Annotated in this window: 16 protein-coding genes and 1 pseudogene; 12 read left to right on the top strand and 5 right to left on the bottom strand. The window is 42.3% G+C overall.

Going from position 1 to position 21,261, the window contains the following annotated elements; translation table 11 throughout:
* The first annotated feature begins 3 nt into the window (after positions 1-3).
* Positions 4-1,095: a response regulator gene (locus NST34_RS18550; RefSeq protein ID WP_076298797.1), complete on the top strand. Its 1,092-nt coding sequence runs from the start codon at positions 4-6 to the stop codon at positions 1,093-1,095.
* A gap of 63 nt (positions 1,096-1,158) precedes the next feature.
* On the opposite strand, the gene NST34_RS18545 is transcribed toward NST34_RS18550, so the two are convergent.
* Both NST34_RS18545 and NST34_RS18540 read right to left on the bottom strand, forming a co-directional pair.
* Complete coding sequence (locus tag NST34_RS18545) at positions 1,159-1,959, bottom strand: IS3 family transposase (protein ID WP_256721794.1); 801 nt, start codon at positions 1,957-1,959, stop codon at positions 1,159-1,161.
* Positions 1,911-2,309 carry a helix-turn-helix domain-containing protein gene (locus tag NST34_RS18540; protein WP_076301175.1) on the bottom strand — a complete coding sequence of 133 codons (399 nt, stop codon included), beginning with the start codon at positions 2,307-2,309 and terminating at the stop codon, positions 1,911-1,913. Before NST34_RS18540 ends, NST34_RS18545 begins: the two co-directional genes overlap by 49 nt.
* Before the next feature lie 195 nt (positions 2,310-2,504).
* On the opposite strand from NST34_RS18540, the gene NST34_RS18535 reads away from it, so the two are divergent.
* Positions 2,505-6,614: an S-layer homology domain-containing protein gene (locus NST34_RS18535; RefSeq protein WP_341128510.1), complete on the top strand. Its 4,110-nt coding sequence runs from the start codon at positions 2,505-2,507 to the stop codon at positions 6,612-6,614.
* Between the two features lie 112 nt (positions 6,615-6,726).
* On the opposite strand, the gene NST34_RS18530 is transcribed toward NST34_RS18535, so the two are convergent.
* On the bottom strand, positions 6,727-7,212 hold the full coding sequence (locus NST34_RS18530; RefSeq protein ID WP_341128509.1) for a DUF2975 domain-containing protein: 486 nt from the start codon (positions 7,210-7,212) through the stop codon (positions 6,727-6,729).
* Between the two features lie 221 nt (positions 7,213-7,433).
* Between NST34_RS18530 and NST34_RS18525 the strand changes: the two genes are divergently transcribed.
* The 3 genes from NST34_RS18525 to NST34_RS18515 are packed head-to-tail and all read left to right on the top strand — an operon-like array spanning position 7,434 to position 8,725.
* Positions 7,434-7,952, top strand: coding sequence for an ankyrin repeat domain-containing protein (locus tag NST34_RS18525; protein ID WP_341128508.1), 519 nt, complete (start codon positions 7,434-7,436; stop codon positions 7,950-7,952).
* 1 nt (position 7,953) lies between these two features.
* Positions 7,954-8,316 carry a DUF4180 domain-containing protein gene (locus NST34_RS18520; RefSeq protein WP_076283444.1) on the top strand — a complete coding sequence of 121 codons (363 nt, stop codon included), beginning with the start codon at positions 7,954-7,956 and terminating at the stop codon, positions 8,314-8,316.
* A gap of 28 nt (positions 8,317-8,344) precedes the next feature.
* Entirely contained in the window at positions 8,345-8,725 is a 381-nt protein-coding gene (locus NST34_RS18515; RefSeq protein ID WP_076298868.1) for an iron chaperone, read from the top strand.
* 85 nt (positions 8,726-8,810) lie between these two features.
* Here the strand turns inward: NST34_RS18515 and NST34_RS18510 are convergent, their stop codons facing one another.
* Positions 8,811-9,749: an ArsR/SmtB family transcription factor gene (locus NST34_RS18510; protein WP_076298801.1), complete on the bottom strand. Its 939-nt coding sequence runs from the start codon at positions 9,747-9,749 to the stop codon at positions 8,811-8,813.
* A 145-nt stretch (positions 9,750-9,894) separates the two neighbouring features.
* On the opposite strand from NST34_RS18510, the gene NST34_RS18505 reads away from it, so the two are divergent.
* Positions 9,895-12,648 carry a glycoside hydrolase family 2 protein gene (locus NST34_RS18505; protein ID WP_341128507.1) on the top strand — a complete coding sequence of 918 codons (2,754 nt, stop codon included), beginning with the start codon at positions 9,895-9,897 and terminating at the stop codon, positions 12,646-12,648.
* 96 nt (positions 12,649-12,744) lie between these two features.
* On the opposite strand, the gene NST34_RS18500 is transcribed toward NST34_RS18505, so the two are convergent.
* The gene (locus tag NST34_RS18500) at positions 12,745-14,439 is read right to left on the bottom strand and encodes a M3 family oligoendopeptidase (protein ID WP_341128506.1); all 1,695 of its coding nucleotides are present in this window, start codon (positions 14,437-14,439) and stop codon (positions 12,745-12,747) included.
* A gap of 299 nt (positions 14,440-14,738) precedes the next feature.
* On the opposite strand from NST34_RS18500, the gene NST34_RS18495 reads away from it, so the two are divergent.
* The 6 genes and pseudogenes from NST34_RS18495 to NST34_RS18470 all read left to right on the top strand — a co-directional run bounded on the left by NST34_RS18495 (position 14,739) and on the right by NST34_RS18470 (position 21,244).
* On the top strand, positions 14,739-15,161 hold the full coding sequence (locus NST34_RS18495; RefSeq protein ID WP_341128505.1) for a VOC family protein: 423 nt from the start codon (positions 14,739-14,741) through the stop codon (positions 15,159-15,161).
* Positions 15,162-15,387: 226 nt separating this feature from the next.
* Positions 15,388-16,572 carry a GntR family transcriptional regulator gene (locus NST34_RS18490; RefSeq protein ID WP_341128504.1) on the top strand — a complete coding sequence of 395 codons (1,185 nt, stop codon included), beginning with the start codon at positions 15,388-15,390 and terminating at the stop codon, positions 16,570-16,572.
* A gap of 234 nt (positions 16,573-16,806) precedes the next feature.
* Positions 16,807-18,022: pseudogene (locus NST34_RS18485) on the top strand (glycoside hydrolase family 125 protein).
* A 43-nt stretch (positions 18,023-18,065) separates the two neighbouring features.
* Complete coding sequence (locus NST34_RS18480) at positions 18,066-19,370, top strand: ABC transporter substrate-binding protein (protein ID WP_341128503.1); 1,305 nt, start codon at positions 18,066-18,068, stop codon at positions 19,368-19,370.
* Between the two features lie 65 nt (positions 19,371-19,435).
* The gene (locus NST34_RS18475) at positions 19,436-20,323 is read left to right on the top strand and encodes a carbohydrate ABC transporter permease (protein ID WP_076283453.1); all 888 of its coding nucleotides are present in this window, start codon (positions 19,436-19,438) and stop codon (positions 20,321-20,323) included.
* A gap of 33 nt (positions 20,324-20,356) precedes the next feature.
* Positions 20,357-21,244 carry a carbohydrate ABC transporter permease gene (locus NST34_RS18470; protein WP_341128502.1) on the top strand — a complete coding sequence of 296 codons (888 nt, stop codon included), beginning with the start codon at positions 20,357-20,359 and terminating at the stop codon, positions 21,242-21,244.
* Positions 21,245-21,261: the final 17 nt, after the last annotated feature.

The raw sequence follows: 21,261 nt of genomic DNA, 5'->3' as shown, positions 1-21,261 counted from the left end.
AGTATGCTGCGAGCCATTATCGTGGATGATGAAGAATTATCAGTAAAGCGCTTAAAAAGGATATTATCTCAGAGTGGAGAGATTGAAGTATACGATACTTTTCTGGATCCGACGGAAGCCTATGAATTTGTGAAGGGGAATTCGATTGATGTAGCTTTTTTGGACATTTCTATGCCTGACACAAATGGAATGAAGCTTTCCACCCTTTTGCATGAACTAGATGAATCGATTAATGTGGTTTTTGTTACAGGGTATGACGAATACGCACTGCAAGCCTTCGAACTGAGTGCTGTGGATTATTTGCTGAAGCCTGTAACTGCACAGCGTTTAACTAAAACTTTGGATAAGATCAAAAAAATGAATAGAGGTGTGACGGTTCAGCCCGTCATAGAAGTTCTCTTATTTAATGGACTAAAGATATACCGCCGTACGCAAGACAGAGAGCCCATCAAGCTAAGGAGCCCAAAAACCGAAGAATTGTTTGCCTTTTTGATTAGTAAAGGGACGGTTAGCCGAGATGAAATTATCGATACCTTATGGAGCGGGCTGGAGCCTGATAAAGCGTTGAAGAATCTGAACTCAACCCTATACTATATTCGAAAAGCAATCGGAACTAGCTTTATTAAAGCCAGCAGAACCGAAATTAGTATAGAGGAACGCAGTATTTATTGTGATTTGTATGAGTTTAAGCGACAGCTGAAGCAAATTAGGCAGGTCTCGAAAAAAGATTCTGAATGGTTCAATCAAGTAGAAACATTGTATACGGGGTCCTTTCTCAAAGGTAAAGCATACGATTGGGCTAGTGGGAAGACACACCGACTTGAACAGGATTTTATTGGACTGCTGGAACTAGCTGCTAGATTTCATATGGAGCAGAACGAGCGTCAACAATCGCTGCACTACTTTGAGAGAATCTTGAAATTGGATCCCTTGAGAGAAGATATCCATCAGGAAATCATTCATTTGTATATTGAACTAGGGCGTATGAATGAAGCTTATCGGCGATATGGGCAATTGGAAGAGACCCTTCAACAGGAGCTTGGAACTTCACCTGATCCTAAGCTCAAAGCTCTGATTAAGAAGATGATGAACTAGTATAAAGAAAAAGCGAACCGACGAATGGTCAAGCCCCCATTTTATAGACACTGAAAAAAGACCCTAGGCAATAAGCTGTTTCCGGTACTCTACCGGAGGCAGCTTATTTAGCTTTCGTTGTGGCCGATGTTGGTTATAAAATCGAATGTAATCTTCAATTTTCCTTTGTGCCTCATCGATATTTCGGATATCATAAGGATAGAGTCCTTCCGTTTTGAGATGCGAGAAGAAGCTCTCCATAGAGGCGTTGTCATAACAATTGCCTCGGCGAGACATGCTGATTCGGGCGCCAACCTTTGGCAGCATGTCGTGGTATGCATGAGACGTGTACTGGAACCCCTGATCGCTGTGAACGATCAGTCCGGTCACGTCTTTTTGTTGACTCCACGCCTGCTGAAAGGTCCGGAGAACCAGTTCATTGTCGTTCCTAGCGCTCATTTGATAAGCAATAATTTCGTTATTGAACAAATCTTTAATAGCTGAAAGATAGAGCCACTTTTCGCCTATGCGATATTGCGTAATGTCTGTCACCCATTTTTGGTTGGGAGCATCCGCTTTGAAATCCCGTTTCAATATATTTTTCGCCACACGATCTCCTTCGGAAGTAGCATAATTAAAACGATGTTTTCGGCGGATCCTCGAACGAATGCCTAAATCCTGCATAATTCTGAGTACCTTCTTATGATTCATCCAAACCCCATGGTCTTGTAGCAAGAATAATTGAATTTGGCGATAACCGTAGACTCCGTTATACCGTTCATATACCTTTTGAATGAGCGCCTTTGCTTCCTGATCCCGATCTGTTCCTTTGCGCTTCAAGAAAGCGTAGTATCCACTTCTGGAGACCCTAAAGAGTTTACACAGGTCGCTAACGGCATACTCTTTTGCAGCGCTCTCAATGGCTCTATATTTGTGCGTTTCACCTCCTGCATCCAGATTTCCAAACACTTTTTTAGCATTTCATTTTCCCGTCTGAGCTTTTGAACATACCTATCTTGATCGATATATTCTTTACGACGCCCCCGTTGATCTAGTAACCCAAATTCCCCTAGCTCTCGGTATTTCTTCATCCATTTCTTTACCCGCCCTTGGTCTTGAATCTCAAAATGCTCCGTAATTTTCCGGTAAGTCCATCTTTCCTCCACATGTAAACGAATGGCCTCTTTTTTAATCTCATCCGAGTAAGTTTTGAACTTCTGTCCTTTAATCGCCATAAAAATACACCCCCTAGAATTTCATCGGACAAACCAGGGGTTTTATCCAATGTCTATTCTAAGGGGTGCACTTCAGAATCGATTAGAATTCGAAGGTTCTTTTTTTGTTTATTTTTCGTTTATCATAATTTTGTATAATACTCTCGATTATTGTCGAAATGATGACATGATTTAAGCTAGAGGGGGAAAAAGAGTTTGAAGCCATCATTTATGAAAATAGGCATTAGTATTTCGTTAGCCACTGGAGTTGTGGTGCAAGGTGTGGGGCCGATCCACACTCAAATAGTGAGTGCAAAATCGGACTTTGGTTGGATCGTGAATAGCCCAGCTGTGATACCGTCCATCAATGAAGACGATTCTTCCAACGCAGGCGTTGTTGTGTCTAGTCTTTTGTCGGGTAAGGTAACTGACCCAGCTTCAACAGGAATTGCTGTGGTGTCATTTGATAATACCAATGGGGCCTGGCAATATTACAACACGCAAGCAAATATTTGGTATAATATCGAGCCAGTGTCTGACACTAAAGCTTTTCTGCTGCTGAAATCGGAGAAAATTCGTTTTGTCCCCGCTAAAGACTGGAACGGAACAGCTTCCATTGACTTTAAGCTATGGGACACAACAGCAGTCGGCTATCAAAATTATCAAAAAAATGCGAATACCACTGTTTCTGCAGCATTCAACCCAGATCTAGGTACTGCTACAATTACTGTAAATCCAGTGAACGATGCACCTTATCTGACAGAACTGAATGGTGGGGACTATCTTAGTTTTGACGGCAATGGGGATTATGTGACGTTCCCAGATCAACTGTTATACAAGAATTCTTTTACAATTGAAGGTAATTTAAAAGTCAATGGTTTTAATACCTGGATGAGATTCTTCGAATCTTCGATCGCAGAGCAGAACCACAATATTTTTGTGGGTTTTAACGGCAAAAAAATGCATTTCATCGCTTACACCAATAAAGGAGATATTAATGTCACAGACGATTTCCCGATATCCAAGTGGGTACATGTCTCGATTGTTTACGATCACAGTCAGAAGAAGGGGCGTATTTATTGGGATGGTGTTCTTAAGGCAGAAGGGGCTATGGATTTAAGTACAGTTGGAAATATGGCACGTCCGAACAACTGGCTTGGTAAAAGCACCTGGAGACAGGACGGAGATTACAGCGGTGGGATGAGAGACGTAAGGTTTTGGAGTAAAGCTAAAACCCAGAGCGAAATTGTTCGCGAAATGAACGTCGATTTGAATGGATCAGAGCCTAATCTGGCTTTAAACTATAAATTAGCAAATAGTAAAGATGGTAATGTTGCTGTCAATACAATCACCCCACTTAAGAACGGTTCAATCACTGGTGCTAGCTGGAAGCAGGACACAGGCTTCATGGGAAGTACTACAACGGAAAAAAATAAATCTGTATCACGCTCCTTTAAGGTTATTGATGTGGATGGGGATGACCTAAATGTATCAGCTACATCTTCTAATACTTCCCTAATTCCGAATAATGGACTGAAAGTAAGTGGAAGTGGGGATGTGCAGACGATAGAAATAACACCAGCGAAGAATGCCTACGGAAACAGTGTGATTACTGTTACTGTAAATGATAGCACTATAAGTAGTTTATACACCTTCAATGTGCAGGTAAACGATGTGGGAGATGTCCTCGTAACTGGAGTGACTTTGAATAAAACATCACTTAGTTTAACAGAGGGAGAAGCAGGAGATACACTAAATGCTGTAATAGAACCTGCTAATGCCACGAACAAAACCGTGATCTGGAGCTCCAGTGATGCAACTGTGGCGACAGTTGTGAATGGAGTGGTCACCCCAGTTGGCGTTGGAACGGCAACGATAACAGCAACAACAACAGACGGAAGTTATACTGCGACATCCACCGTAACTGTGAGTGCTCCAATTGTGAACGTAACCGGAGTGAAGCTTGATCAGGAGACGCTCGACTTAACTGCTGGTGAAGCAGATGCCTTACTAAAGGCGACAATAGAACCTGCAAATGCGACAGATACAGATGTGATCTGGAGCTCCAGCGATGAAACTGTTGCAACAGTCGTGGATGGAGTGGTTACACCAGTTGGTAAGGGTATAGCAATTATTACTGTAACGACTAAGGATGGAAGTTTTAAGGCTTCAACAACTGTGAATGTGGCAGCACCTAAGCCACCAATTGTTATAGTAACCGGAGTAACCTTAGACCAGGCAACACTTGATTTAACAGTTGGAGAAGGTGATAAAACGCTACAAGCGACAGTCGCACCTGCCGATGCAACCAATAAGGGGGTAATCTGGAGCTCCAGTGATGAAACAGTAGCTAAGGTTGTTTACGGAGTAGTAACCCCAGTTGGTGTTGGAACAGCTACCATTACGGTTACGACTAAAGATGGAAGTTTTACTGCTTCAACAACAGTGAATGTAAGTGAACCAATTCCACCAGTTGTGAATGTAACTGGGGTGAGGCTAGATCAAGAGACGCTCGATTTAACAGCTGGTGAAACTGTGGGAATACTAAAAGCGACAATAGAGCCTGCAAATGCAACAGATCTAGACCTGATCTGGAGCTCCAGCGATGAGACTGTAGCCAAGGTTGTGAATGGAGAAGTAACTCCAGTTGGTGAGGGAACAGCCATCATTACAGTTACAACGAAAGATGGAAGTTATAAAGCTTCAACAACCGTTACTGTGAAGGCTCCTGCTAAGCCAATTACAGCACCGGGTATTCCAACATCCGTAACTGCAACTGCAGAAAATGGTCAAGCGATCATCACCTTTACACCGCCGGTAAACGATGGTGGAAGTGAAATCACAGGATATATTGTAACGGCTCATCCGGGAGGGCTGACGGTTACGGGTAATGGAAGTCCGCTTACAATCAGTGGTCTTACGAATGGTACAAGCTACACCTTCACGGTACAGGCCATCAATAAGGCTGGCTTTAGCGAATCATCTGCTGAATCCAATACAGTCATCCCGAGCGCTCCATCCAGTGTTGATGTTCCTTCTCAACCAACTCCATCAGCAACGCCGGCACCTGTGGCAAATGATGCTTCCATTTTAATCAATGGTAAAGCGGAAACCGTGGGAACTGCGACGAATGGTAAACGGAATGATCAAACGCTAACCACCATTGCTTTAGACCAGAAGAAGCTGGAAGACAAGCTCGCCGCTGAAGGTAAAGGTACGGTGGTTTCTATCACTGCCATTAGTAAATCTGATATTATCGTTGGCGAACTAAACGGACAAATGGTTAAAAATATGCAGGGAAATCAAGCAATACTTGAAATCAGAACGGGAAATGCGACATTTACACTGCCTTCTGGGCAGATTGATATTGACGCCTTATCCGCGCAGATTGGCAAGTCTGTAGCTTTACAAGATATTAAAATACAGATTGAAATCAGCGCACCAACTGCCGATCAAGTTAAAGCATTAGGAGCTGCTGCGCAAAACGGATCATTTTCATTAGTCGGCGCACCAGTAAACTTTACAGCTAGAGGTATTTACGGAGATAAGAGTATTGAACTATCCCAATTCAATACGTATGTGAAACGTACGATTGCTATTCCGGATGGGATGGACCCGAATAAGATTACAACCGGTGTGTATATTGATGCTGATGGCTCAGTGCGTCATGTACCTACTAAAGTGATAGTCATTGAAGGCAAATATTTTGCTACAATCAACAGCCTTAGTGGCGGCACTTACTCTGTAATCTGGCATCCGCTTGAATTCAGTGATGTTGCTAATCACTGGGCAAAAGATGCAGTGAATGATATGGGTTCCCGTTTAGTTATCGAAGGGACTGGCAATGGTCAATTTACACCTGATCAAGCGATTACCCGCGCAGAGTTTGCGGCGATTGTCGTTCGCGGTCTCGGACTAGGATTGAGTCAAACGGCAACACCATTTTCGGATGTTAAAACTACGGATTGGTATAACAGTGCGATCAATACTGCATATGCATATCAATTAATCAATGGTTTTGAAGATGGCATGTTCCGCCCTGATGACCAAATTACCCGTGAACAAGCGATGCTAATTATCGCCAAAGCGATGAAAATTACAGCGCTAAAGGCTAACCTTCCTAATCAATCCGTTGAAGGATTCTTGAACCCATATACCGATGCCGGCAAAGCATCTGACTGGGCGATTAGCGCAATTGCTGACTGCTTGCAGGCAGGCGTAATTATGGGACGAAGCAGTAATGTACTTGCTCCCAAGGATGAAATGACCAGAGCTGAGGTTGCAGCGATCGTTAAGCGGCTTCTTCAAAAGTCTGATTTAATTTAAAAATTGGCTCACAATATACATTGAAAAGATAGAGTGTTCATTCGATAACCTTCGAATGAATACTCTTTTCTTTTGGCTATATTAAAATCTAATGTTGATATTTGACTGCTAATCATACATTTTTTGGCTTTATATCTGGGGCATTTTTTAATGGCTTTTGAAGTGCGTCCACAATGGCTGCGATGATACTTGTTGCTAAAAGAGCCATTAGACATAATGATGTAGGACCCGCTGGATCATCACTATCTGTAACTTTAGCAAGCACCCTTAAGCTTACTAGTCCTAACAAAATGAGGAAAATGACTGCAAAAGCACATTTCTTTATAATCTTCAAAGAGTTAAGGGATAATTCAGAGAAAGCATTGTTCTTTTCGATGTTGTTTAATAGTTTATATGCTTGGTAAAGCGCAACAGAAAACGCAATACAGAATCCGTAAGCACATACTAAAAAGGGAATCAGGAAGTAAGCCGTATCTGGATGTACTTTTGCATCTCTTACCGCTATCTCAGGCAACCAGATACACAAAGCAAGCACTGCAATTCCAACCAGAAAAATAATTACTTTTAAAAAAGTGGTTGAACCTCGTTTATCATTCATTTAAAACACCTCACTTATTTAATGACTTCATGATTTTAGCATTTAATTTATTGATTTACAATAAATTTGTATTGTTTTTTGTGTTTGTTATTTTACGAGAAATGGTTATCGTCTTTAAAAGACGACAACGTCGTTTCTTCTTGTTAGCAGGAGAATGGCTTAACTATCCAGAAAAAATAAGCTAAATCATTTCTTCATCAATTGAAAAGAGGCGAAATCTAATGGAACTACGGCAAAGTATTAATGAAGTTTTTCAGTCGGCACAACATGGCGATGCTGCACGGCTAACAGAAATTTTAGAATTCCATCCGGCTCTTGCAAATACGGAAAATAATGAGGGCCTTACACCTTTGGGATATGCAGCACATTTCGGTAAAGAAGCAGCGGTGCAGGTATTGATAGACCATGGTGCTGAGGTTGATGCAGTATCCCATTCCAAGATTAATTTCATTCCTTCTAATACTGCACTTCATGCTGCAATTGCTGGGGAGCGGAATATGGGTGTTATCCAACTGCTATTGAACAAGGGTGCTCAGACACATATTTTTGATAGCGATGGGCACACTGCCTTGCATTCTGCAGCTTTTCATTCGGATAATGTGGAGCTGATACGCTTGTTAATCGAACACGGAGCTGACATCCATGCTAAAATTGAAGGTGGTGAATCAGTATTAGCTATAGCTATCCAACAAGGAAACCACAATGTAAAAGAATTTCTTATTGAAAAAGGAGCAATTTAGAATGCAAATCACATTAAACCGTAAAGACAATTCAACAGTAGCTTTGATTTCCAGCGAGGGTATTGTAATTAATAATGTGAATGATGCATTGGATCTAATGGCAAACGTTAGATATCAAGAATGCGATAAAATGATTCTAAGAAAAGAGCAAATCACAGATGATTTTTTTGAGTTAAAGACGGGGCTTGCCGGAGAGATTCTTCAAAAGTATACAAACTATCAGATGCGAGTTGCTATTGTGGGAGAATTTACTGGCTATAATAGTAAAAGTCTGAATGATTTTATTTACGAATGTAATCAGGGAAATAAAATATTGTTCAAGAGTACAGAAGACGAGGCATTGGCAGCACTTCATCAAAGTTAAATGTGAACTTGAAACAGAGAGGGGACTTATTGTGGAGGCTAAAATCACGTATGAATCGATCGATGACTATATTTCCAAGTTTCCATCTGAGATTCAGGAAATCCTTAGTACAATAAGAAAAGTAATAAAAGAAACGGCACCTGATGCGATTGAAAAGATTAGCTATCAGATGCCTACTTTTACACTGCACGGAAATTTAGTGCATTTTGCGGCTTTCAAAAACCATATTGGATTTTATCCAACGCCTAATGGTATTGACGCTTTCAAAGAAGAATTATCAGTCTATAAAGGAGCAAAAGGATCCATTCAATTCCCTCTTAATCAGCCGATGCCCTATGAATTAATTAGTAAGATCGTGAAATTTAGAGTGGCTGAGAATATCAAAAAAGTTGAAGATAAGCGTAAGTAATTGGTGTGTAAAGAAAACATTGTCCACTGGCACATCTGAAGCTTTCGATCTACACTGGTTTCAGGTGTGCAATTCTTACGTGTTATCATGTACTCGATACTGAACGACGCACAAACGACAGGATAATATCCTGTGAGTAGTCTCCGAAACCACTTCCGAATAGATTAAGTCCTCGTCTATTGAGGGCATCCTCGCGAATCTCAAATCGTACTCGAATGGGCTCATTAAATGCCAGCTTCAGTGAGCTAATTGTAGTAGGGGAAGAAGCAGTTCCATTTATTTTGCTACCCTGTTCTGAGATACTCCACTCTGTCAGCATTCCATATTCTGTACCCCCCTTCCATCGTTCGGGTGTTAACTTTCCTTTCCGGTTACCGAAATCTGATGGACAAGTCCAAGTACCGACATGTAGGTCATTTATAGTTAATGTGATGTCACTTGCCCAATCTTCCCGAAATGCAGGTGCTTCAGAACAAACCTCAGCCGAAATCCGAATCTCATCAAGCTCGACACCAGGGGGTAGTGGATTGGCAAAATAGTATTCGACATAGCCAGAGTCAGCGAACCATAAGAGAGATGCATCAACTCGTTCCGGCATGTAGAATACCCGTGGATCATCCTGAGAACCGATGACTCCGCCGTCTTTTCCAGTCATACCACAAGAGGGTTGAATAGAACAGTGGGAGAACATCCCGATGGGCATATGTATTTCTTCCGTTTGATGCAGACCATCGCCTAGCTTCGAAGGAAGATCGAGATGGATGGATCGGCAGGTGACCGCACATATTTTCTCGCGATTTGCACCCTGTGTAGATGAGATTAAGTTAACTTGCTCAAGGGTCTGTACATTGATTGAAATTGTTGGTTGAGCTACGCCAAGTGTCTCGGCCAATTGACTGACACTCATGGGCTTGTCACCAAGGGCTTCAAGAATACGGACTCTGACATCTCCAGAAAGTGCTTTAGCAACATCTAAGATGCGTGATGCGGGGTACCGTATCGTTTCTTGCGAAATATCATTCATTGGTTGTATTCCTTTTCGTTAGGATAGGTTGAGGATATTGTACACTGAAGATTCTATATTGTAAAATTATAATATACATTGCGAATTTTATATACTGGTGCTAAAATGAGCTCAACTTCTTATTTTGAAAGGCTGTGCTCATATCATGACAACTTCCGTACTGAATGTTGAGAGTCTTCCGATTCCTCGTCCCGAACATCCGCATCCACATTGGCAACGCAACGAATGGATGAATTTGAATGGGGAATGGTCATTTAGCTTTGATCCGAGCAATGAAGGAATTAGCGAACATTGGTATTCCAATTCCGAAATCGCTTACAGTTCGATGATTACTGTTCCTTTTTCTTGGGTAAGTCCATTATCAGGTATTGGCAGTGATCATAAAGGGATAGGATGGTATCGGCGGACTTTGAAATGGCAGACTACCGACTCTCAGACACGACTATTTTTGCGATTCGGGGCAGTAGATTATTCATGTGACGTTTGGATTAACGGAGTGCATGTTGGTTCACACCAAGGTGGATATGGTTCATTTGAGTTCGAAGTTACTCAGTACTGGGTTGAAGATTTAGACAATATAATTGTCGTTAGAGTAGAGGACTTCGATCATGATTACCAAACGCGTGGCAAACAGGGTTATGGAGAAATTCGCGGAATCTGGCAGCCCGTATGGCTAGAATCTCGGCCTCAGACTTATATGAAAGATGCTAAGTTTGTGACCACTATTGATGGGCAAGTGAACGTGACTACAAGAATCATTGCACAAGAAACTGGTTCGGCAGATTTCACGATGCAGTTCGCAGAGAATTCTATATTGCATACTGAGAAAATAGATCTTATCGCAGGGGAGAATGAATTTAAGCTCTCTTTCCATATAACAGATCCAAAATTGTGGAGTCCAGATACACCTTATTTGTACGAAGGCGAACTACAACTTAGCGGATCTTTTGGCACAGACACAGTCAGTACCTACTTCGGAGTTCGAGAAATCCAAACTGTGCGTTTTGATGAGCGTGGTTATCGCTGGATTACCCTCAATGGTAAGCCGATTTATTTAAACGGTACCCTTGACCAGTCTTATCACAAAACGGGCTATTTCACTTATCCGTCTGATGAAGATATGCGGGATGAAATCTATCTAATGAAACGTTTGGGACTGAACTTTGTGCGTATTCATATCAAGCCAGAAGAACCACGCAAACTATATTGGGCGGATAAACTGGGTATTTTGGTGATGGAAGACATGCCTTGCTTTTGGGGAAATCCCGATGAACAAGCACGTAACGCGTATGAACGTGAAGCACTCGAGGTTATTGAACGAGACTATAATCATCCATCCATTTTCTCATGGGTAATGTTTAACGAGACTTGGGGCTTGAAGACGAACGCTCAGGACACTAGTCTGACGAGTGATGTACAACAGCAGACCAGTTATCTCAAAGTAACACAGGAATGGGTTCGGGAACAATATCGCTGGGCAAAACGACTAGATCCATCTAGAATCGTTGAAGATAACTCACCTTGTAACTATGATCATGTGGAATCTGATATCAATACTTGGCATTTCTACATTAATGGTTATGATCAGCTTAGAGCTCATTTGAATGAGGTTGTAGACAAAACTTTCCCAGGTTCAGACTTTAACTGTATCGGAGGTAATGTACAATCTGATGCCCCGCTTATGAACAGTGAATGTGGTAACGTGTGGGGAATCGAAGGCGGGGCAGGGGATAGTGATTTAGCGTGGCATTACCGCTATATGATGAATGAATTCCGGCGGCATGATAAGTTATGTGGTTTTGTGTTTACCGAATTTCGCGATGTTACGAACGAGTTCAATGGTTATTATCGGTTAGATGGCAGCGATAAAGATTTTGGTTATGATGACTTTGTTCCCGGGATGACGATTTCTGATCTGCATTCTCCGGACTTCATCGTGATCGATGCACCGCCGTGTCAGACCGTAAACGCAAAGGATGAAGTTAAAGTTCCGCTCCTTCGTTCCAGCTTCTCAGATAAATATCATGGACAGCATGTGCAGATGAAGTGGGAGCTTTGGTACGACAATTTGGGAACAAGAGTTGTTGCACAAAGTGAGCATATGTCAGTGAATTGGGACGGATATGGAGTAGCAGATTTACCACCACTATTTATTATTATGCCCGATCAGGATGCAGTTGCAGTGCTAGCAGTTTCTTTGATAAATAATAAGGGAGAGGTAATCACTCGCAACTTCATTACGTTTGATGTAAGAAGCGGTAATCAGGGTGTAAGGTTTGAAGGGGATGGAGATTGTATTAGTATCCCTGTTGGTGCGTATAAAGAACACAACTTTAATCAACAATGGGAAGCTATTCAATGCGCAAAAATCAATGGAGCTGGGCAAGGCCGTTATGCATATGATGTAACTCTTCCAGATGGTATGGAGAAAAAGATGATTGGCGAGATCGAAATCATGTTCGAAGCCAGCGCAAAGCGAGTATTGGCTCGAAATGTTGAAGGCGCAAAGCAAAATGAAATGGGACTTGATCTCATGCACGGTGCAGATGCTAGGGTGGAGTATAATCCGAATACGTATTATATGACCGACGAAGAACGTCATCCTTCACGTGTGAATGTTCTGATAGAAGGTCAACGGATTGGCTCCTTCTATTTGCCAGATGATCCGGCCGACAGCCGAGGTGTATTATCTTGGCATTATCAGCCATTAGCGAATAAGTTGGATGAGGCGGGCTCTTACGGCTATCTGTGTAAAGTAAGTGTACCGGGGCAGTTAGCAGCTAAACTAGATCGCAATCGTACTTTCCGTTTGGAGCTTCAAGCAGAGGGTGGAGGCTTAGCCTTATATGGTCGCAATGCGGGTCGTTACCCTATAGATTTATTGATTCGTTATCGATAACATACATGGGTGAAGTTGGATCATTCAATTTTAAAAAGCAATCCAAGCCATAAGGCAAGGATTGCTTTTTTTGTGATGAGCTTATCAGAGTATGGATTAAAGCTCTTTATCATTAATGCTGTTCAGCCAACCTTCAATATCCCCAATAACGGAGCTAATGCAGCCATCTTCAAATGGTGAAGTCAGACCCGCTAGTTCAACCAGTTTAATAAAGGACTTGCTTCCACCAGCTTGGCATAGCTCCAAATAATCGCTCCAAGCAGATTTGAAATCTTCGTTCGAACGTTTCCAGAATTGGAAGGCACATAGCTGTGCTAGTGTGTAGTCAATGTAGTAGAACGGTGAGGCAAAGATGTGGCCTTGTTTATGCCAGAAGCCCCCTTGTTCCAGATAAGTGTTACCTTCATAATTACGATGTGGTAAGTATTTCTTCTCGATGTCTCTCCAAGCTTGCTTGCGTTCAGCAGGAGTTGCTTCAGGGTTGCTATAAACAAAATGTTGGAATTCATCGACAGATACCCCGTAAGGAATAAACTGAAGGCTATCAGATAAGTGATTAAAGCGGTATTTATCTGCATCTTCTTCAAAGAACAAATTCATCCAAGGCCAAGCGAAAAATTCCATACTCATGGAATGAATCTCACATGCTTCATAGGTTGGAAAGGCATATTCTGGCACATTAATATTGCGGCTTTCATAAACCTGGAACGCATGACCCACTTCGTGAGTTAAGACATCAATATCCCCAGAGGTTCCGTTGAAATTTGAGAAAATAAAAGGGGCTTGGTATTGGCTGAAATAGGTGCAATATCCGCCGCCTTGTTTTCCTTTTTTGCTTACTAAATCCACCAGATTATTGCCCAGCATGAAGCTGAAAAATTCATCCGTTTCAGGGGAGAGTTCTTTGTACATCTTCTTACCGTTAGCTACAATCCAGTCTGGATCCCCTTTAGGGGTAGCGTTCCCGGTCTTAAAGCTAAAGTTCTCGTCGTAATATTTCAATTCGTCTAGACCCAGTCGTTCAGTCTGACGTTTCTTTAACTGCTGGGAGACAGGTACGATATATTCAAGAACTTGTTTGCGGAAATTAGCAACCATTTCAGCATTATAGTCGGTACGCATCATACGGTCATAACCTAGCTGAACAAAGTTACTGTACCCAAGCTTTTTAGCTATGCGGTCACGGACCTTTACGAGCTCGTCATAAATGCGGTCAAATTCAGTCTCGTGTTTGGACATAAAACCAAAACGAGCTTCAGAAGCACTTTTACGCATATCACGGTCTGTAGACAATTCGAAAGGTGCGAGTTGAGGCAGTGTACGCTCTTCACCTTCGAAAAGAATCTTGGCAGATGCGATAAGCTGGGAGTATTCAGTTGATAGTTTGTTCTCCAATTGTAAATCTTCAATGATTTCCGGACTAAACGTCCGCAGCGATATTTCAGCAAGCTGGAGTAACTGCGCACCCCATTCCTTTTCAAACTCGGCTCTATATTTGGAATGTACGAGTGCTTTGTAGTAGTCAGTTATGTATTCCTGAACGACAGGCCCGATTTCGTCCATGAATTCTTGTTCGGCTTTGTAAAATTCATCTGTCGTGTTGATAGAATGACGAACGCTAACCAATGTCTGCATCGTGTCAAACTCATTGCGAAGCTTGTTAATGGCAGTGACGGAAGCTTTTTGCACCTCTAGTGGTGATGTGTCGTTGAGATCTTTCAGCAGGGCGTTAAAGTCTTGCTTGAATTTCTCTACATCCGGTCGCTCATAGCGGTAATCATCAAATTTCATAAAAAAATCAACTTCCTTTCTATACCAGATAGTCTCTATTATATAATCTGAACAGCCATTTACGATAGACCTGTGTAAGCTTTTTATGGTCGAAAAAAGAACAAATGTACAAAAGTGTAAAAACTTGTTAAGCGGAATGTGGTTTGATATTATCTATGAATATAGTAGATCTTATCAAGAAAAAATGGTCCATCCGGATATGCGAGAGCAGATGAAGATGCATTGGGAAGAAGTACTGAACACAATTAATGAGCGCACTCGTACAATTTAACGAAGCGAAAATAGGAGGCTTGATATAGATGAAACCCCGAATTACAGTAATAACACTAGGCGTGGATAATTTGGAGAGAGCTTTGGTTTTTTACAGGGATGGATTAGGATTTCCCACCGAAGGGATCATTGGCAAAGAATTTGAACATGGAGCGGTTGCCTTCTTTGATTTGCAGGCAGGCTTGAAGCTGGCACTTTGGAATCGGAAAGATATGGCCTATGAGGCAAAGGTTCCATTATCCCCAGCCAGTTCAACAGAAATAACGATTGGCCACAATGTAGGAAGTAAAAAGGAAGCAGATCAGGTTATGGAGCTAGCTCAAAAGGCTGGTGCGAAGATCGTTGACCCTTTACATGATACCTTTTGGGGAGGGTATTCCGGTCACTTTATGGACCCCGATGGGCATTTGTGGGAAGTCGCATGGAATCCCGACTGGGAGCTCGAGAATTAAAGGAGTCCATTCAGAGCTTTGTTACTTAGCCTCTCTTAAACCGTATTCTCAGAATACGGTTTATCTCTGTTTCCATACGAATCTTAGAATTTTTTCGCTTTACACTCTAAACCCTTCCTCCCTCTTTTTTCAACTGCTTCAGTACAAATGTCGACAAACTTAATATATCATGATATATTATTATGTATAAAGATGAAAAAATTAGAGTCAGGAGATAACGAAAGTTATGAATGAGACAACGTCATCCAAACCGATGTATGAAAAAATATTTGATGAAGTGAAGCAGCTTATTGTAAATAAATCCTATGGACAAGGGGAGCGAGTTCCTTCAGAAAAAGAACTGGCCGAAACCTATAATGTAAGTCGGATTACGAGTAAAAAAGCTCTGGAAATGCTAGCCGCCGAGCATTTGATTGTGAGAAAACCGGGAAGAGGTTCGTTTGTGACTGATCCGGCAGTTGACTACATAGATTCAGCTATGTCTCCTGAGACGACCTCCGACGGGACTGTTTTTATTTCCTTTAACCATGAGGAAAAGACGATTGGTCTGATTATTACCGACTTTGGCAACAGTTATGGAACAGGCTTGATTTATGGGATGGAACAGGCTTCCCGTGATAATGATTGCTTCCTCGTTCTACGAAGAACATTTGGCGTACCAGAGAACGAAGAACAGTCTATTCAGAAGTTGCTTAGCTTGGGTGTAGATGGTCTGATTGTTTTTCCAGCTCAAGGCGAATTTTTTAATGCTGAGATTCTAAAATTGGTGATCGGGCGTTTCCCATTAGTTCTGGTAGATCGCCATCTGAAAGGAGTAGCGGCTGCTTCGATCGGCACGGATAACTTAAAGGCTGCACTTAAAGGGACGGAGTACTTATTTGATCTCGGGCATACTCATATCTCTTTCCTCTCTCCACCTCCAGCGGATACGACGGCTCTTGAGGAGCGGGTGGAGGGATTTATACAAGCACATGCGGAGCGGGGGATAGCAGTAGATAAGGGGTTGTGGGTTAGTGATTTAACCTCAACATTACCAAATTCCTTTAATGATGAGAATATTGAACACGATATCTCACGGCTAGTTTCTCATTTACAAGAGAATCCAACAATAACGGCGCTTTTTGCCGTGGAATATAATATTGCCCTGCTGGCAAGAACTGCGGTTGAACGACTTGGGCTGCGGATTCCAGAGGATATTTCGATCATTTGCTTTGATAGTCCACCTACTCCACTCGGATCGGGTTATGCGTTCACTCATTTGCGGCAGAATGAAGAAGAAATGGGGCGACTGGCAGTTGAGAATGTCCTGCAAATTATGAACGGCCAGACTGTATCGAATAAGATAATGTTGGAAGCTGAGTTGATTTCTGGTGAATCTACGGGTTCTGCTAAACCATCTAATTCTAATTAATTTTATGCGATTATCCATAAATTAGTTGTTATAAAAACCTATCTCTTTGGATGGGTTTTTTTGTTTGTTTTAGATAGATGTTTAACATTATAGAAGTATTGATATATCATTATCAATAAATAAACATATTGACATACTAACCACATGACAATATACTAATTTGTGAAAGCGCTTCAAAGGAAAAAGAAAAAGGGGGTATTATAACTGAAAGCAACCAGAGAAATCCCTGAATCAATGAAGATACTGGCATCTAATGTAAAAGCACAGCTGAGTGATCGTCCAAAATTAGCCGAAATGTTCGAGAAATGTATGGCTAACACCTGGAATACAACCTTAAAAAGAATGACGAATGGCACTACTTTTGTCATTACCGGAGATATTCCAGCGATGTGGTTGCGGGACTCGGCCGCTCAGGTTAGACCCTTTCTGATCCTTGCCTCCGAGGATGAAGAAATTGCGGACATGATTGAGGGAATTGTACAAAGACAATTCGCCTGCATCCAGCTTGACCCTTATGCGAATGCTTTCAATGAAGAAGTTAATGGAAATGGCCATCAGGAGGATCTTACAGAGATGAGCCCAGGAGTATGGGAAAGAAAATATGAGATTGATTCATTATGCTATCCGATCCAACTGGGTTATCTGCTCTGGAAGAATTCGGGCCGAACTAGTCAGTTTAATGATTCATTTGTTAAGGGTGTAGAAAGAATTATTGCATTATGGACTACTGAACAGAAACATGAGAGCGATTCCAATTATCTTTTTCAACGGATGAACTGTCCACCTACGGATACATTAGCGCGTGAAGGCAAAGGAACGTTGACAGCATATACAGGAATGACTTGGTCTGGATTTCGTCCTAGCGATGATGCCTGTGAATACGGGTATTTGGTTCCTGCAAATATGTTCGCTGTGGTTGTTTTAGAGTATGTGTGTGAAATTGCCCGAGAAATCCTAAGGGATCAGGAACTGGAATTGAAAGCTAGAAGACTTTCTGAACAGATTAATGAGGGAATACGCCAGTATGGAATCGTAGATCACCCAGAGTTTGGGTCAGTCTATGCATATGAAGTAGATGGCCGTGGACAGGTGAATTTGATGGATGATGCAAATGTGCCGAGTCTGCTCTCAATCCCTTATTTGGGTTATGTGTGTACCGAGGATCCTATCTACAAAAATACCCGAAAGCTTATTCTAAGTAGCAATAATCCTTATTTCTTCGCTGGAAAGGAGGCTTCTGGTATTGGTAGTCCACATACGCCTAGTCGTTATATCTGGCCTATAGCTTTAGCGATCCAGGGTATGACATCTACCAGCAATGAGGAACAGGAATCCTTGCTTAATCTGCTGGAGAAGACGCGAATTTACACGTCCATGGTTCTCATGGGCAAATATGATGTTCTGCGAGCTGGTGCTTATGTGCTGCGGGTTACAAGTTAAGCGAGGTTAATGTCTACAAGTTTTTTTAATCGACTCTAAAGGGGATAGAGAACATGAAAAAATGGCTGGTTACCACACTTGCTTTGGTTATGACAGCTTCACTTGCATCGGGCTGTGGTGGCAATAATGGGTCTACCGGTAAAGAGTCCGGAACTGCAAGTAAACCTGGAAGCAGTGATGGGAAAAAGACGGAGCTTACCTTCTGGGGGGATTGGGGCGGTGAGGGGCAGAAGCAATTTGAGACCATGGTTGATGCCTTTAATAAATCGCAGGATAAGATTCATGTAAAGTATGTGCTGCAGCAGGATATGATCACAAAGTTCCTGACTTCCGCAACCAATGGCGGCACTCCTGATGTGCTGTTTTGGGATCGCTGGAGAACTTCATTGTATGCTCCAAAAAACGTCCTGCATCCGGTTGACGAATACTTAACACGGGACGGTATTTCCAAAGATGACTTCTACAGCGAATCCCTTCGTGAGCTTTCATACGATGACAAATTATATGGGCTGCCGCTTACCGTAGATGCTCGTGCTCTTTTCTATAATAAGAAGCTGCTCGCAGATGCAGGACTTCAGCCTCCAACAACATGGGATGAGCTAGAGACGGCTGCTACGAAGCTCACCAAATGGAACGGCAATAAATTGGAAACTGCAGGTTTTTCAATGGGGGATTTGGGGCTTTTTAATATGTATCTTCAACAGGCTGGCGGTACCATGCTTACGGAGGATGGAAAGACCAATTTTAATAATGATAAAGGCAAACAGGTGCTAGAGTTCTGGGATCGCCTGATGAACAAAGATAAGGTGTATAAAGTAGGGTTTGAGCTTGGACTTGGGGAAGGGCAAGATGCTTTTGTCACAGGCAAGGTTGCAATGTTGTATTCCGGTCCGTGGATGCTCAGCACTTATAACAAATATGGTAAAGATCTAGATTATGGAATCGTTCCCCCTCCAGCTGGACCAAACGGGGATAAAGGCAGTGTTATGGGCGGATTTGGTCTGGTGATTCCAGAAGGCTCCAAACATAAGGAAGAGGCGTGGGAGTTCATTAAATGGTGGACAGCAAACAAGAATAACGCATTGCTCTGGGCCAAGACCAGTCTGAATCTGCCTGGCTATAAGCCGTCTATGGAAGATCCATTCTTCAAAGATGATCCCAAGTGGCAGCCGTTTCTAGAAACACTGGAGTTCGCTAAGGTTCGTCCAAACCACCCTGGTTATTCCGTGATGGAAACCGACGCGTTGGCACCCAATTTGCAGCTAAACCAGCAGAACAAGCTGAGTATTGACGAAACCTTAAAGAAATCACAAGAAGAAGGCGACAAAATGCTTAAGGATAATGAGGTCGTGAAGTAATAAGTAAGACATTTGAAGTAAGGGGGAGGTCTTGCCTCCCTTTTGCTTAGGAGGGGGTAGCTGAAATGGCTTCCATCAGAAAGCTAGAGAAACATCAGGCGCGGACGGCTTATCTGTTTATTACACCCACGATATTGTTGTTTACAGTATTCACGGTCATCCCCGTGGTAATGGCGTTGTATTTAAGCTTTACCAATTACGATGTACTTAGTAGAAATGATTGGATCGGTTTTGATAACTATCGCCGTTTGATAGAAGATAGTTTGTTATGGAAAACATTCCGAAATGTATTTTTTTATTCGATCATTTTCGTTCCGCTAAATATCCTGATTTCGCTGCTCCTCGCGATTCTACTTTGTCGAAGCTGGCGTGGGGTGAAGCTGTTCCGCACTCTGAATTATCTGCCAACTCTTACATCCGCCGTTGCTGCTGCTACCGTTTGGATCTGGCTTTTGCATCCTGAATTTGGTTTGGTTAACGGATTGTTGTCCTATGTTGGGATTACAGGTCCAGCTTGGTTATCCGAGACCCGAACGGCGATGTTGTCCATTATTATGCTTACCCTCTGGCAGTCGGTAGGTTCTAATATGATTATCTACTTGGCAGGTCTGCAAGGTGTGCCTGACTATTTGTATGAATCCGCAAGGCTGGACGGTGCCAATAAACTGGATTGTTTCCGGTATATTACTTGGCCGCAGCTACGTCCTACGACCTTTCTAGTCAGCACGATGGCAATCATTGGTGCGTTACAGTTGTTTGACCAAGCTTTTGTGCTGACGCAGGGTGGTCCAGCGAATATGACGAAAACTCCAGTTTATCTGATCTATCAACAGGGCTTTAATCAATTGCAAATGGGGTATGCGTCTGCACAAGCTTTTGTGCTTGCTGTGGCGATTCTTATATTTTCACTTATAAACATGCGGATCACAAAGGCGGAGGAGTCCATTGTATAAGCCGGGCTTGTCATGCAGAAAGGGGATAGAGGTATGGATATTAGTGGAAGTTCGTTATTAAAAAGAAGCTTAAGTAAATCTATTTATTATATAGTGTGCATTGTTATTGCAATCGTAATGTTTTTACCTTTCTATTGGAGTGTTCTTACATCTTTGAAGCCTGACGAAGAGATATTCGCCATGCCCATTCGGTGGTTTCCTTCACATTTGACCTTAGAGCATTATCGTAAGGCGTTTACAACGGTTCCATTTGCCCTCTTTTTCTGGAATTCACTTGTGCTTGCTGTAGCGGGTGTACTGGCGAATCTGTTTTTTGGTTCGATCAGTGGCTACGCATTCGCTAAGTTGAATTTTAAGCTCAATAAGCCAATATTCCGCGTGCTGCTAGCGGCGATGATGATACCGGGTATAGTGACGATGATCCCTACAGTTTATGTCATGCGTCATATTCCATTTTTCGGTGGTAACGATATTTTTGGCAGTGGTGGGAACGGGTTGATGAACTCCTTCTGGGGGATTATTCTTCCGGGAGCTTCAGGAACTTTTGCTGTGTTCTTTATGCGGCAATTCTTTCTTACCCTACCTAGTGACATGATGGAAATGGCCCGCATCGAAGGCTGTGGAGAGTTTAAGATATTTTGGCGCATTTATTTGCCGCTGACCAAACCAGCGCTGGCGACTTTAAGCATCTTTACTTTTCAAGCGGGCTGGAACAGCTTCCTATGGCCCATGATTGTACTGAATGACCCGGATAAAGCAACGATCCAGATGGGACTTCAAGCCTTCTCCTATAATTTCCAAACGGATTATGGTCCAATGATGGCTGGTGCGCTTGTTGCGATTCTGCCGATATTGGTGCTCTTTCTGGCACTTCAGCGTTATTTTGTGCAGGGGATTGCATTCAGTGGCATAAAAGGTTAATTCTATAAAAATCGAAT

Source organism: Paenibacillus sp. FSL H7-0714, assembly GCF_038003765.1.
Lineage (GTDB): Bacteria > Bacillota > Bacilli > Paenibacillales > Paenibacillaceae > Paenibacillus_AQ.
This window is presented reverse-complemented; position numbering and strand designations above follow the sequence as displayed.